This is a genomic window from Aeromicrobium panaciterrae (assembly GCF_039537165.1).
Classification (GTDB): Bacteria; Actinomycetota; Actinomycetes; order Propionibacteriales; family Nocardioidaceae; genus Aeromicrobium; species Aeromicrobium panaciterrae.
Genome location: NZ_BAAAZZ010000002.1, coordinates 3325333 through 3338833, shown reverse-complemented (window position 1 = coordinate 3338833; position 13501 = coordinate 3325333). Strand labels below are relative to the sequence as shown.

At 68.5% G+C, this 13501-nt stretch carries 10 protein-coding genes; 7 read left to right on the top strand and 3 right to left on the bottom strand.

Annotation, left to right across the window (positions count from 1 at the left end; all coding sequences use genetic code 11):
• The first annotated feature begins 67 nt into the window (after positions 1-67).
• Genes ABD683_RS17365 through ABD683_RS17350 form a run of 4 tightly spaced genes read left to right on the top strand, consistent with a single transcriptional unit; the run spans position 68 to position 5139 of the window.
• On the top strand, positions 68-2758 hold the full coding sequence (locus ABD683_RS17365) for a bifunctional acetate--CoA ligase family protein/GNAT family N-acetyltransferase (RefSeq protein ID WP_344771326.1): 2691 nt from the start codon (positions 68-70) through the stop codon (positions 2756-2758).
• The gene (locus tag ABD683_RS17360; protein ID WP_344771325.1) at positions 2758-3339 is read left to right on the top strand and encodes a DUF5998 family protein; all 582 of its coding nucleotides are present in this window, start codon (positions 2758-2760) and stop codon (positions 3337-3339) included. The genes ABD683_RS17365 and ABD683_RS17360 overlap by 1 nt, the downstream gene beginning before the upstream one ends.
• The gene (locus ABD683_RS17355) at positions 3336-4454 is read left to right on the top strand and encodes an alkaline phosphatase family protein (protein ID WP_344771324.1); all 1119 of its coding nucleotides are present in this window, start codon (positions 3336-3338) and stop codon (positions 4452-4454) included. The genes ABD683_RS17360 and ABD683_RS17355 overlap by 4 nt, the downstream gene beginning before the upstream one ends.
• 19 nt (positions 4455-4473) lie before the next feature.
• Entirely contained in the window at positions 4474-5139 is a 666-nt protein-coding gene (locus ABD683_RS17350) for a thymidine kinase (RefSeq protein ID WP_344771323.1), read from the top strand.
• Positions 5140-5309: 170 nt separating this feature from the next.
• On the opposite strand, the gene sepH is transcribed toward ABD683_RS17350, so the two are convergent.
• Entirely contained in the window at positions 5310-6269 is a 960-nt protein-coding gene (sepH, locus tag ABD683_RS17345; protein WP_344771322.1) for a septation protein SepH, read from the bottom strand.
• Between the two features lie 109 nt (positions 6270-6378).
• Between sepH and ABD683_RS17340 the strand changes: the two genes are divergently transcribed.
• On the top strand, positions 6379-6999 hold the full coding sequence (locus ABD683_RS17340) for a trimeric intracellular cation channel family protein (RefSeq protein ID WP_344771321.1): 621 nt from the start codon (positions 6379-6381) through the stop codon (positions 6997-6999).
• On the opposite strand, the gene ABD683_RS17335 is transcribed toward ABD683_RS17340, so the two are convergent.
• Together ABD683_RS17335 and ABD683_RS17330 are read right to left on the bottom strand one after the other, a co-directional pair.
• Positions 6996-10385: a bifunctional proline dehydrogenase/L-glutamate gamma-semialdehyde dehydrogenase gene (locus ABD683_RS17335; protein ID WP_344771320.1), complete on the bottom strand. Its 3390-nt coding sequence runs from the start codon at positions 10383-10385 to the stop codon at positions 6996-6998. The two genes, ABD683_RS17340 and ABD683_RS17335, sit on opposite strands and share 4 nt — an antisense overlap.
• Positions 10386-10420: 35 nt before the next feature.
• Positions 10421-11605 carry an MFS transporter gene (locus ABD683_RS17330; RefSeq protein ID WP_344771319.1) on the bottom strand — a complete coding sequence of 395 codons (1185 nt, stop codon included), beginning with the start codon at positions 11603-11605 and terminating at the stop codon, positions 10421-10423.
• A gap of 43 nt (positions 11606-11648) precedes the next feature.
• Here ABD683_RS17330 and ABD683_RS17325 point away from each other — a divergent pair, with 43 nt between their 5' ends.
• Together ABD683_RS17325 and ABD683_RS17320 are read left to right on the top strand one after the other, a co-directional pair.
• Positions 11649-12686, top strand: coding sequence for a ferrochelatase (locus ABD683_RS17325; RefSeq protein WP_344771318.1), 1038 nt, complete (start codon positions 11649-11651; stop codon positions 12684-12686).
• Positions 12683-13474, top strand: coding sequence for an inositol monophosphatase family protein (locus ABD683_RS17320; protein ID WP_344771317.1), 792 nt, complete (start codon positions 12683-12685; stop codon positions 13472-13474). Before ABD683_RS17325 ends, ABD683_RS17320 begins: the two co-directional genes overlap by 4 nt.
• The last annotated feature ends 27 nt before the right edge of the window (positions 13475-13501 follow it).

Below are 13501 nucleotides of genomic sequence, written 5' to 3'. Positions count from 1 at the left end.
ATTTTCCCTCGCCCGGACGTACGGACTCTCGTCGCCACGCCGTGCAGGCAACCGATAGGTTGGGTCCGTGACCACCGAGGTGCATCCCGTCGCCCATTGGGAGGCCGATGTCCTCCTCAAGGACGGTCGTGTCGCCCAGCTCCGGCCCATCCTCGAGAGCGATGCCGAACGGTTCGTCGAGTTCTACTCCAGGGTGTCCGACCAGTCCAAGTACTTCCGGTTCTTCTCGCCCTACCCGACGCTGTCGGAGAAGGACGTCGCCCGCTTCACCAAGGTCGACCACGATCGCCGCGTCGCTTTCGTCGTGACGTTGCACGGCGAGATCATCGGTGTGGGCCGCTACGACGCCGAGGGTGACGAGGCCGAGGTGGCGTTCCTGGTCGAGGACGCCCATCAGGGTCGCGGCGTCGGTCAGCTGCTCCTCGAGCACCTCGCGCAGGCCGGCCGTGAGCGCGGCATCCAACGGTTCGTCGCCGACGTCCTGCCGTCCAACACGCGGATGCAGCAGATCTTTCGCGAGATGGGTTACCTCATCGACGGATCGATCGACGAGGGCGTGCAACGGTTCGCGTTCAAGATCGAGCCCACTGACTCCGCGATGGGCGTGATGCGCGCTCGCGAGCAGCGCGCGGAGGCCGCCTCGATCGAGCGGATCTTCCGCGCCCGCAGCATCGCCGTGATCGGTGCCAGCCGCCGTGAGAACTCGATCGGCCTCGCCATGGTGCGCAACCTCGTGCTGGGCGGCTTCAGTGGCGCGGTGTACGCCGTCAACTCGCAGGCCGAAGCGGTGTCGGGCCTGCCGGCCTACAAGACCGTCCAGGACATCCCGGACGAGGTCGACATCGCGATCGTGGCGGTCCCGGCCGACTCGGTGAAGGACGTCGTGCTGGACTGCGCGTCCAAGGGCGTGCACGGGTTGATCGTGATCTCGGCCGGATTCGCCGAGGAGGGTCCCGAGGGCCGCCAGCGCCAGCGTGAGCTGCTCGGCCTGAGCCGCAGCTACGGCCTGCGGCTGATCGGTCCCAACTGCCTCGGCATCATCAACACCGCACCCGACCTGCAGCTCAACGCCTCGCTCTCGCCCTCGATGCCTCCGCAGGGCCGCGTCGGCTTCTTCTGCCAGTCGGGCGCACTCGGCACGGCGATCCTCGAGTCGGTGTCGGAGCGCGGGCTCGGCCTCTCGACATTCGTCTCGGCCGGCAACCGCGCCGACGTCTCGGGCAACGACCTCCTGCAGTACTGGCAGGAGGATGACTCGACCGAGGTCGTCCTGCTCTACCTCGAGTCGATCGGTAACCCTCGCAAGTTCTCGCGCATCGCCCGGCGTGTTTCCCGCACCAAGCCGATCGTCGCGGTGAAGTCCGGGCGGTCGACGCAGGGCGTACCCGCCGGCCACGCGGTCAAGCGCAGCGCTGCCCCGCAGGCCGCGGTCGACGCGATGTTCCGGCAGGCCGGCGTCATCCAGGTCAACAGCCTGGACGAGATGTTCGACGTCGCGCAGCTGCTGGCGCACCAGCCACTGCCGCAGGGCAACCGCATCTCGATCGTCGGCAACTCCGACGCCGTGGCGCTGATCGTCGCCGACTCCGCCGCCTCGTCGGGGTTGCAGGTCGTCGAAGCCGTGTCGCTCGGCGCCGACGCGACCGCCGACGACTTCGAGGCGGCGATCGAGTCCGAGCTCGCCAACGACCGGGTCGACGCACTCGTCGCGATCTACATCCCGCCCCTCAACACGACCGGCGAAGATGTCGCCGACGTGCTCGCCGCGGTCGGCGAGCAGTCCGACAAGCCGATCGTCTCGACCTTCCTCGGCAGCCAGGGCGTCCCGGTGCTGCTGCGCGTACCCGACCTTCTCGGCGGCTCTGCCGGTCGCGGCTCGGTGCCGTCCTATGCAGCGCCGGAGGCCGCCGTACGTGCGCTGGCGCGGGTCGTCAACTACGCCGAGTGGGCGGCACGCGACCACGGTGAGTTCCACATCGCTCTCGACCACCGCACGGGTGACGCGCGCGCCCTGGTGCGCCAGGTGCTGGCTGCCGCGCCGCGTGGTGCCGTGCTGTCGACCGAGCAGGTGCACGCGCTGCTCGCCTGCTACGGCATCGACTTGTGGACCTGGGAGAACGTCCACACCAAGGAGGAGGCGATCGCGGCGGGGGAGGCGCTCGGGTGGGACGTCGTGCTCAAGGCCGGCAGCGAGCACTTGCGCATCAACCCCGACCTGGTCCACGTGTGGCGCGGCATCCACAACGCCGACGACATGGCGGCCGCGTGGGACAACGTCACGTCGTGGACAGGCATGCGCAAGGGCACGCGATTCTTCGTCCAGAAGGCCGCCGCCGACGGCATCCACGTCAGCTTCAGCGTCGCGGAGGACCCGCTGTTCGGCCCGCTGGTCTCGTTCGGCCTCGCCGGCGCGCCGAGCGAGCTGCTGGGCGACCGGTCATACGGCATACCGCCCCTGACCGACCTCGACGCCGAGGCGATGATCCGCAACCTGCGCTCGGCACCGCTGCTCTACGGCTACCGCGGTTCCGAGCCGGTCGACGTCGACGCGCTGCAGGACATCGTCGTACGCCTCGCCGCCATGAAGGACGACCTGCCGGAGATCGCCGAGCTCGACCTCGAGCCGGTGCTGGTGCACGACAAAGGCTTCACGGCGCTCAGCGCGCGCGCCAAGGTCGTGCCGTCCGCCGACCGCCGGGGCGAGTGGTACGTCCGGCGGCTCAGTCAGCCCGGTGCCACGGGAGATACGCTGGCGTGATGAGCATCGACCACACCGACGAGCTTGCGAGCGAGGTCTCCCGCAGCGGCTACTACCCGGAGATCGTCGCCGAGGGACTCAACGATGCGCTGGCGGGCGAGAGCGTCACTGCCTACGTCCTGCACCACGAGCCGACCTTCGACCGTGACGAGATCCGGCGCCACATGACGGTCCTCGCGCTGACGCCGACCCGCCTGGTCCTGGTCCATACCGACGAGCACCCCGGTGACGAGCTGCTGCCCAAGCCCTACACGTCGACGACGTCGGAGGCGGTGGCCCTCTCACAGGTGCGATCCGTGGTCGTCACCCGCATGGTCACCTCGACGTCCAAGCAGCTCGAGGAAGCCGTCGTCACGATCGGCTGGGGCGTGATGTCACGCATCGACCTCACGCCGGCCCAGTGCTCTGATCCGGAGTGCGATGCCGACCACGGTTACACCGGCAGCGTGACGGGCGACGACTTCTCACTGCGCGTCAGCGCGGTTGCGGACGGCGGCGCGGCGGTGGAGCGGTTGCTGAGCTTCGCCCGTACGCTCTCTGCCGCGACGAGCTCGGGTGCCACCGCCGGGCACACCGGATGACACAAGCCGCCCTGGCGCTGCCAGGACTGGCCGGTCGCCGGACGATCGACCAGGTCATGCCATCCGTGGCGGCCGCGCTGGGCAACCGGGGATTTGCCAACACCCTCGACCTACCCGAGGCTCCGCGATACGTCGTGATGCTCGTCGACGGACTCGGCCAGACGCTGTTGCAGGAGCACGCCGACGCTGCCTCGTTCCTCTCCTCGCTCCACGGCATCGACGACATGGTGTGCGGCATACCGTCGACGACCGCGACCAGCCTGACCTCGTTGGGCACGGGTGTCGCCGCCGGCAGCCACGGCATGGTCGGCTACACGTCGCGCGATCCCGACAGCGGCCTGCGACTCAACTCGTTGCGCTGGGACCTGCCGATCGACCCGCTGGTCTGGCAGCCACGCCCGACGGTGCTGGAGATGATGCAGCAGGACGGTGTGGAGACGTCCTCGGTCAACGACGCGAAGTTCGTCGGCACGGGTCTGACGCTGTGCAGCCAGCGGGGCGTACCGTTCCACGGCGTCAACTCGGTCTATGAGCGCCTTGACGTGATCGTCGACGTCATCGAGGCAGCACCGAGATCGATGACGTATGCGTACGAGTCCCGTCTCGACCACACCGGCCATGCGCGGGGGTGTGGGTCGGAGCAGTGGCGCGAGATGCTCACGACGATCGACCGCGAGATCGCCGACCTGCGCGCTGAGCTCCCCGCCGACTGCGTGCTGATCGTGACGGCCGACCACGGGATGATCGACCTCCCGATGGAGGACCGCTTCGACGTCACCCAGCATCCCGCGATGCTCACCGATGTGACGATGCTCGCCGGCGAGGCACGATTCCGGCACGTCTACACCCGCAGCGGTGCGGCCGACGACGTCGCTGCCCGCTGGGCCGAGGAGCTAGGCGACCGCGCCGTCGTCCGCACGCAGGCCGGCATCGAGGACTGGTTCGGGCCGATCGCCCCTGACGTACGCGGGCGCATCGGCGACGTCGTCGTGGCGGCCCTGGGTGAGTTCGCGGTGTTCTCGTCGGCGGAGTTCGCGATCGAGATGAAGATGACGGGTTTTCACGGCTCGATCACCGAGCCGGAGCTGCGGATCCCCGTGCTGGTTGCACCATGATCGCTGGCAGGATGGTTCTGTGGCAGATCTGAACTTCTACACGGGCACCATGGACTGCGGCAAGAGCACGCTTGCGCTTCAGGTCGACCACAACCACCGCGCTCGTGGCCGCGTCGGACTGGTGTTCACGTCCCATGACCGAGCCGGCAAGTCGACGCTGTCGAGCCGTCTGGGGCTGTCCGTCGAGGCGATCGAGGTGGGCGACGACTTCCACTTCTGGCACTACACCGTCGACCAGCTGACGCAGGGCGGCCGCATCGACTACTTCGTGTGTGACGAGGCACAGTTCTACACCCACGACCAGATCGACCAGCTCGCCAAGATCGTCGACGAGCTGGCGATCGACGTGTTCGCCTTCGGCATCCTCACCGACTTCCGTACGCAGCTGTTCTCGGGCTCCGCCCGGCTGATCGAGCTCGCCGACCACGTCCACACGCTTCAGGTCGAGGCGCTGTGCTGGTGCGGGGAGCGTGCCACGCACAACGCGCGCACCGAGGACGGCGTGATGGTCGTCGAAGGCGAGGTCATCGTCGTCGGTGACGTCGAGCACGAGCTCACCCCTGACGCCGACGAGGTCGAGAAGGTCGTGGGCTACGAAGTGCTGTGTCGTCGCCACCACCGCCGCCGCATGACCGCGGCGACCGCCAATGCCGCAGCCATGTCACCCGACGTCCTGCCCTTCTAGACTCGCGTGACCGCAGACGCAACGCACGTGCTCCTCGCAACGCGCTCGACGCCAGCGACCACGTGACACCCCGGGCACTGCTGAGCCTCAGTCCTTCGGGGAGTACCGAGCCGAACCTCCAGGTGAAGAGCCAGCGTGACTCGGAAGCGCGCTCGAGGATCTCGTTCGAACTAGTCGTTCTTGTCGCCGAACATGATCTCGTCCCAGCTGGGGACGCGACGACGCTCGTGGCGCTTCTTGCGGGGGCCCATCGTGTCGGGCACCGCGACATCGTGCTCGATCGACTCCTCGAAGTCGTCGTCGTGCTCGGCCTGCACCGGCTCGGGCTCCTGGGCTTTCTTGGCGTCGAGGGCCTGCTGCTCGAGCACCCGGCGGTCGCGCGCTTCCTTGATCGACGACACGGCAGAGGGAACGTCGGCCAGGTCTTCGGTGGACTCGGTGACCTGCCCGACCTCGTCGATGATCTCGTCGACCAGGTCTTCGGACTCGACGGGAGCCTTGCGCGAGGGAACGCGTACGGCATCGGCGATCGCCATGTCAGCAGAATCGGGCAGTGCGACGTCGCCGACCAGGCCGTGCGCGAACTCGTCGGCCGGCACGACGTAGCGGCTCTTGACGTCGAACAGGAAGTTGGCGGGCTGCTCGCCGGCCGGCGTCACCGTGACGTTCCACCGGCCGTCCTCGCGACGCCAGGAGTCCCAGATGGCCGACTCGGGCACTCCGCCGTCGGCAGCGATGTTGTCGTTGACCAGCACGCCAAGGAGCACGCCGGTACCGCCGACGTGCTTGCGACGGATCGTCGTCTTGCGTGCCTGCTCGCACATGTATTCGCGCTCGGCGAGCACGGGTCCGGCGAACCTGTCGATCTGATCGACGGGCACACCGGCCGACTCGGCGACCGACTCGACGGTCTCACCTCGCCGGATGCGTGTCTGGATGTCGCGAGGGCTGAGCGAACTTTCCATCTTGATCTCCAACTGGCCTGCGGGGATGCCGCTGCTCGAAGATTTTGCGACCAGGGAAGTGAGGCGGTGGTCGACAGGGATGTGGAATGTCTCACCGGTGGCGGTGTCGCGCGCGACGAGGAACCGTCCATCCTCGCTCAGTCGATCAAGACCGAGTTCGCGCATTGGCGTCGCCTCCGATACGTCAGCCCTCGTTCGCGGGGGCCTGCCTTCATCCTAGGGTTGTGCGTGCCGAACCTGCGGTGACGCGCCGACACCCGATAGCGTCGTCGACGTGTCGGACACGCTGCTCCTGATCCTCGACCTTGCCGGAATTGCGGTGTTCGCCGCAACCGGGGCACTGGTCGGCGTACGCAAGGAGCTCGACGTCTTCGGCATCGTCGTGCTCGCGATGCTCACCGGATTGGGTGGTGGTGTGCTCCGCGACGTGCTCATCGGCGCCGTGCCACCGGCAGCTCTCGACGACTGGCGCTATCTCGTCGTGCCCGCCGTCACTGGCGGAGTGGTGTTCTACTTCCACCCCACGATCGGGCGCATGGAGAACCAGATCATGGTGCTCGATGCGATCGGACTCGCCCTGTTCTGCGTCACGGGCGCCGTCAAGGCCCAGGAGGCGGGCCTCAACATCCTCGCCGCATCGGTGCTGGGGCTGCTGACGGGCGTCGGAGGCGGCATGATGCGTGACGTCGCGGCCGGTCGCGTCCCCGTGATCTTCCGCGGCGAGCTGTATGCGACGCCGGCGTTTGCGGGAGCCCTCATCGCCTCGGTCATCCATGATCAGGGCTATGACGCGGGCTGGTACGTGCTCGGTGGCGCGGTGTGCCTGGTCTGGCGCCTGGTGGCGCTGCGGCGTGGCTGGACGGCGCCGATCCCGCCGGGCGCCGACCGTGCCTAGTCTCGGGGGAGGACGTAGGCGAACTCGGCGTCCCGGTTGCCGAACCGGTGATTGGTGATCGAGATGGCCTGTTCCTTGAGGAACGGCAGTGCCTCGACCCGGCCCGAGAGCGTCACAGGTCCGGAATAGATCGCGACGTCGGGATCGCCGCCGACCGCCGCTGACACGTCCTTGGCCTCGGATCCGACGAGTCGTACGCGGGCGGGCCGCTCCTCGGCGACATGGGCGAGCCATGCGTCGCGAGACTCGACGTAGGGCTTGCGCGCGAGACCTTCCGGAAGGGGAGTGCGAGAGCTCACGATGATCGGCGATCCGGTACGAGCTGCGACCAGCAAGACCCTGACCAGCTCGAACACGAAGCCGTCGAACCGGATCGTCACCGGCACGGGCACGTAGCGGAAGACGTTGCGCTCGACGCCGAGGGCAGACACGTCCTTCATGACGCCGTACTCGCGTTTCCACGCCCGTTCGTCAGAGCTGGCGGCTGCACGCAGCTGCGCGAGCTCGGTCGCGGTCAGCTCTGGCCTGGCCGCCTCGAGGATGCGCTCGACCTCGGGCAGCAGCTTGACGGTGGTGGAGTCACGGAGCGGGCGGGGCTTCCACGAGCCGAGGTGGGTCAGGTAGTTGGGGCCACCTGCCTTGGCCGTCGTTCCCACCGAGGAGCGCTTCCAGCCGCCGAACGGCTGGCGCTGCACGATGGCACCCGTGGTGCCTCGGTTGACGTAGAGATTGCCGGCTTGGACCTCGTCGATCCACTGGTTGACCTCATCGGCGTCGAGCGAGTGCAGTCCGGCGGTGAGGCCGTAGTCGGTGGCGTTCTGCCACTCGATCGCCTGCGACAACGACTTGGCGTGCATGATGCCGAGGATCGGGCCGAAGTACTCGGTCTGATGGAACGTGCTGCCGGGCTGGACGCCGTCGCGGATGCCCGGCGACCACACTCGCGGGTCGCTGCCGAGCTGGTTGGGTGCCAGCAGCCAGCTCTCGCCCTCGGCCAGTGTCGTGAGGCCCTCGGCCAGCTTGCCGAGGGGCGGCTCGATGATCGGGCCCATCGTGACGGCCGGGTCGGTGGGGAAGCCGACCCGCAACGACGACGCGGCGTCGACGAGCTGGCGGCGGAAGCGTTCGGACCGGCCGACGGAGCCGACGACGATGACCAGGCTGGCTGCGGAGCACTTCTGTCCGGCGTGGCCGAACGCACTGCGTACGACATCGGCCACCGCGAGGTCGAGGTCGGCGCTGGGCGTCACGATGATGGCGTTCTTGCCGCTGGTCTCGGCAAGCAGCGGGAGGTCTGGACGCCACGAGCGGAACATCCGGGCGGTCTCCCAGGCACCGGTCAAGATCACGCGGTCGACGTCGGAGTGCGAGATCAGGGCCTTGCTGAGCGGGCCCTCGTCGATCGTGGCGTAGCGCAGCACGTCCCGCGGCACGCCCGCCTGCCAGAGCGCCTCGACCATGACGGCTGCGCTGCGCGGGGTCTGTGGTGCTGCCTTGATGATCACGCCGCTGCCGACGGCCAGGGCGGCCAGCACGGACCCGGCCGGTATGGCGACCGGGAAGTTCCACGGGGGAGTGACCACCGTCAGGCGGTCGGGCACGAACTCCGCGCCGTCGACGGCGTCGAGGCGGCGGGCAGCCTCGGCGTAGTAGTTGGCGAAGTCGATCGCCTCGCTGACCTCGACATCGCCCTCGGCGATCGTCTTGCCGGCCTCGGCCGCCATGACGGAGATCAAGTCACCCCGGCGCGTGCCCAGGGCCTTGGCGGCCTCGTGGAGCACCCAGGCCCGGACCTCCGATCCACGTGCCTGCCAGGCCTTCGCCGCCTCGCGGGTCTCCTGGATCATCGTCTCGAGGTTGGCCGGACCGGCGATCTTGTTGATGCGTACGGTCTCGGCGCCGAGCTGGGTGTAGGACGACCGGCTCAGGGCGAGGCGTCCCCACTCGCGGTTGGCCCGGGTCGCCGAGTCGGTGTCGGGAGTGTTGACGAACGTGCCGGACTGCGCCTCGAGCTGTTCGGTCGAGCGGTTCTGGATGCGGTGCGGTTCGGGCACCGTCTCGTCGAGGTCGTTGACGGAGTCGAGGAACCGCTGGATCTCGCGCGACAGCAGGTCAGGGTTGTCGGCGATCTCGAAGGCCGCCGACATGAAGTTGTCGCTGCTGGCGTTCTCCTCGAGGCGTCGTACGAGGTAGGAGATGGCCACGTCGAACTCGGCTGGCTTGACGACCGGGGTGTAGAGCAGCAGCTGCTCGATGTCGCCGCGGACCGCGTCGGTCGGCCCGGTGTCCATGCCGAGGAGCATCTCGAACTCGACCGCGTCGCGTACGCCGCGGTCTCCCGCGAGAAGCCATGCATAGGCGATGTCGAAGAGGTTCTGCCCGGCGACGCCGATGCGCACGGCGTCGACGCGCTCGGAGGTTATCGCCCAGTCGAGCACGCGCTTGTAGTTGGTGTCGGTCTCCCGCTTGGAACCCCACGTCGCCAGTGGCCAGCCGTGGATCGTCGCGTCGACGCGTTCCATTGCGAGGTTGGCACCCTTGACGACACGCACCTTGATCGGCGCACCGCCGTTGGCGCGACGTTTGGACGCCCATTCCTGGAGCTCCTGCATCGCCGAGAGCGCATCGGGGAGGTAGGCCTGCAGCACGATGCCTGCCTCGAGATCGGGGAACGCCTCGAGGATCCGGGTGAACACCGCGACCGTCAGGTCGAGGTCGTGGTATTCCTCCATGTCGAGGTTGATGAACGTCGGCTCGCCCTCGGCGGCGCGCTCGTACAACGGCGTCAGCTGCTTGACGACGCGGGCGACGGACTCGTCGAACGCCCACATCGAGAGCTGGCTGGCGACGGAGGAGACCTTGACCGAGACGTAGTCGACATCGTCACGCTCGAGCAGCTCCAGCGTGCCGTCGCGACGACGGGCCGCCTCGCCCTCGCCGAGCACGGCCTCGCCCAGGAGGTTGAGGTTGAGCCGGTCTCCGCCGGAGCGCAGGCGCTTGATCGCCTTGCCGAGCTGCTTGGGGCGTGCGTCGACGACGAGGTGACCGACCATTCGGCGCAGGGTGCCCCGGGCGATCCTGACGACCAGGCCGGGGAAGAGGATCGAGACGAGCCCTCCCACCTTGAGCAGGAACCGCTGGCTCCAGGGAAGGAAGCGTGGCGTGTGCGACGCGAGGGTACGCAGGTTGCGCGCCGCGACCCGTGAGTCGTCAGGACGGACGACCCGGTCGACGAACCCGATCGTGAACTCGAGGCCGCTCGGATCCTTGAGGAGGCTGGCCAGACGCTCGGCGGACGGGTCGGTGCGCCTCGTGGCCCGGCCCTGCGGGTCGATCCAGGTGCGGACGAGCTCAACGCTGCGCTCGGCCAGTGTCAGTTCGGTCATCTCGTCCCCAAGGTTAGTGCCATCAGGGTGCATGTTCACGCGGCGTCGGCATCGGCTGGGAGACGTAGCGTCCAGGCCACGACCGACCCGACCAGACCGGCGATCAACGGCACCAGAAATGCCGTGGAGGCGTCGTGATGGTCGACGACCCAACCGGCGATCGCAGCGCCCGGAGCGACGCCGACCATGAGGCCGGTCGTCGCCCAGGTGAGCGCCTCGGTGAGCCGGGACGGCGCCACGTGGTGCTCGACCAGGCTCGTGCTTGCAATCAGGGTCGGCGAGATCATGAAGCCGGCGAGGAACATGCCGACCGCGAGCCACGCCATGCCTGACACGAACAGCAAGGGAACGAACAACAGGCTCAGCAGGAGCAGGGACGTACGCCAGCGTTTCAGCGGGTCGCGCGTCTGCGGAAGCGCACCGACCACGACTCCGGCGAGCAGGCTGCCCGCCGCCCAGATCGCGAGCACCACCCCCGACGCACCGCGCTGCCCCTCCTCGGTGGCGAACGCCACGACGATGACCTCGGCAGAGCCGAACAGCACTCCCAGCCCGACGGACGCGAAGACCACGCGGCCGAGGAGGGACCAGGAGAGGGGTGCCCGGCTGGTCGAGGTGTGGGCCGACGCCGGGGGTTCGGTCGACCGCTGCACGGCGAGCGCCCACGACCCCAGCGTCGCGGCAGCCGCGGCCACCACGAGGCCCGAGAACTCGAACACCTGAATCGTGAGGAACGTGACCACGACGGGGCCCACGAGGAACACGACCTCGTCGAGGACCGCCTCGATCGAGAACGCCGTGTTGAGCTGGCTGCGGTCGGTGACGGCGTGAGTCCAGCGGGCCCGCACCATGCTCCCGGTCTGCGGTGTCGAGGCCCCGGCGAACGCGGCACAGACGTGGATCCACGGCGTCGACCAGTCCCGGTCGATCGCGATGAGCGTCAGGGTGATGCCGAGTGCGTACAGCGCGCCGACGACGGCCAGGACGCGTGCCTGGCCGACGCGGTCGGTCAACCTGCCCTGTGTCGGGCCCAGTGCCGCCGCGGCGAGGACGTACGCGGCTGCGACGGTGCCCGCTCGGCCGTACGAGCCGGAACGCTCCGACACCACGAGCACGAGGCCGAGCCCGGCCATCGACAACGGGAAACGCGAGATCATGGCCGTGAAGGAGAACAGCGCGGCTCCGGGACGGGACAGGACGGCCCGATAGGTGCCAAGCATGGTTGCTCCCTCCCGACGAATCGCTACATGAGAAACTACGGGTATGGATCCCCGCCCATTCGACGCGGTGCTTCTCGTGTCGTTCGGAGGACCGGAACGCCCCGAGGACGTCGTGCCATTCCTGGAGAACGTCACGTCAGGTCGCGGCATCCCGCGCGAACGCCTTGCCGAGGTCGGGCAGCACTACATGCTGTTCGGCGGTACGTCGCCGATCAACGAGCTCAACCTCGAGCTCCTCGACTCGTTGCGCAAGGACTTCGCCGACCACGGCCTCGACCTGCCGATCTACTGGGGCAACCGCAACTGGGACCCCTACCTGCGCGACGCCGCCCGCCAGATGGAGGCGGACGGCATCACCCACGCGGCGTGCTTCGTCACGAGCGCCTACGCGTCCTACTCGGGCTGCCGGCAGTACCGAGAGGACCTGTTCGACGCGACGATCGGGGTCGACCTCAAGCTCAGCCGTCTGCGCCACTACTTCAACCACCCGGGCTTCGTCGGTCCGCTGACCGAGGCGACCCGGGCCGGCCTCGCCCATCAGCCGGGCTCTCACGTCATCTTCGTGACCCACTCGATCCCTGACTCGATGAACGAGGCGAGCGGCGGACCCGGCGTCAAGGCGTACGAGCACCAGCACCAGCAGGTCGCTTCGCTCGTGGCCGACGCCGCGGGTGCTGACGGGTGGTCCCTGGCCTACTGCTCCCGCTCCGGCTCGCCCCACATGCCGTGGCTCGAGCCCGACATCAACGACCACCTCCGCGACCTCAAGGCGGACGGCGTCGACTCGGTCGTCGTCGTGCCGATCGGGTTCGTCTCCGACCACATGGAGGTCATCTACGACCTCGACACCGAGGCGAGCGCGACCGCCAAGGAGCTCGGCATGGCGTACGAACGCGTCGACACGCCGGGCACGCACCCGGACTTCATTGCGATGGTCCGCGACCTGGTGCTCGAGCGCGCCGCCGTCGAGCGTGGTGAGGTGCCTGCGCGCAAGACCGTGGGCGACCTGGGGCCCTCGCACGACACCTGCGCCGTCGACTGCTGCCTCAATGCCCGCGCCCACCTGCCGACCATCGCATGACCGAAGCGCTGCTCGAGCTTGCGCGCTCCGTGGGACGCGAGGCGGCGATGTACGTCAACCGGGTCCGGCCGAAAGGGCGCGTCGACGTCGCGGCGACCAAGTCGAGCCCGACGGACGCGGTCACCGAGATCGACCGCGCCTGCGAGGAGCTGATCCGGGCACGCATCAAGGCCGCGCGGCCAGACGACGGCTTCGTCGGCGAAGAGGGTGACGACGTCATCGGCACGTCGGGCGTCGACTGGGTCGTGGACCCGATCGACGGCACGGTCAACTTCATCTACGGCATCCCGATGTACAGCGTCTCCATCGCGGCGCGTCAGGACGCGGAGGTGGTCGCGGGTTACGTCGTCAACATTGCGAGCGGCGCCGAGTGGGGTGCCGTACGCGGCGGCGGCTCATGGCGCTACGACGGCGACGATCGCCTCCTGCTCTCCGCGCCGTCCGTCGCGAGGCTCTCCCACGCGCTGGTGGCGACCGGCTTCAACTACGTGCCGGAGATCCGGACGAAGCAGGCCGAGGCGGTCGCGCGCCTGCTGCCGCACGTACGTGACATTCGTCGCATCGGGTCGGCGGCCCTGGACCTCTGCGCGCTCGCGGAGGGGCAGTACGACGCCTACGTCGAAGAGGGCCTGAAGGAGTGGGATCTGGCCGCTGGAGGGCTGATTGCCAGTGAATCCGGGCTGCTGCTGAGCGGCCTCGATGGGGAGCCGGACGAGCGCCTCGTGATGGTGGCCCATCCCTCGATTGCCGAGGAATATTTCGACCTGGTGCGCGCTTGTGGCTTCTGAGTGTGATTGCGCCGTGTTGTGTGGCAC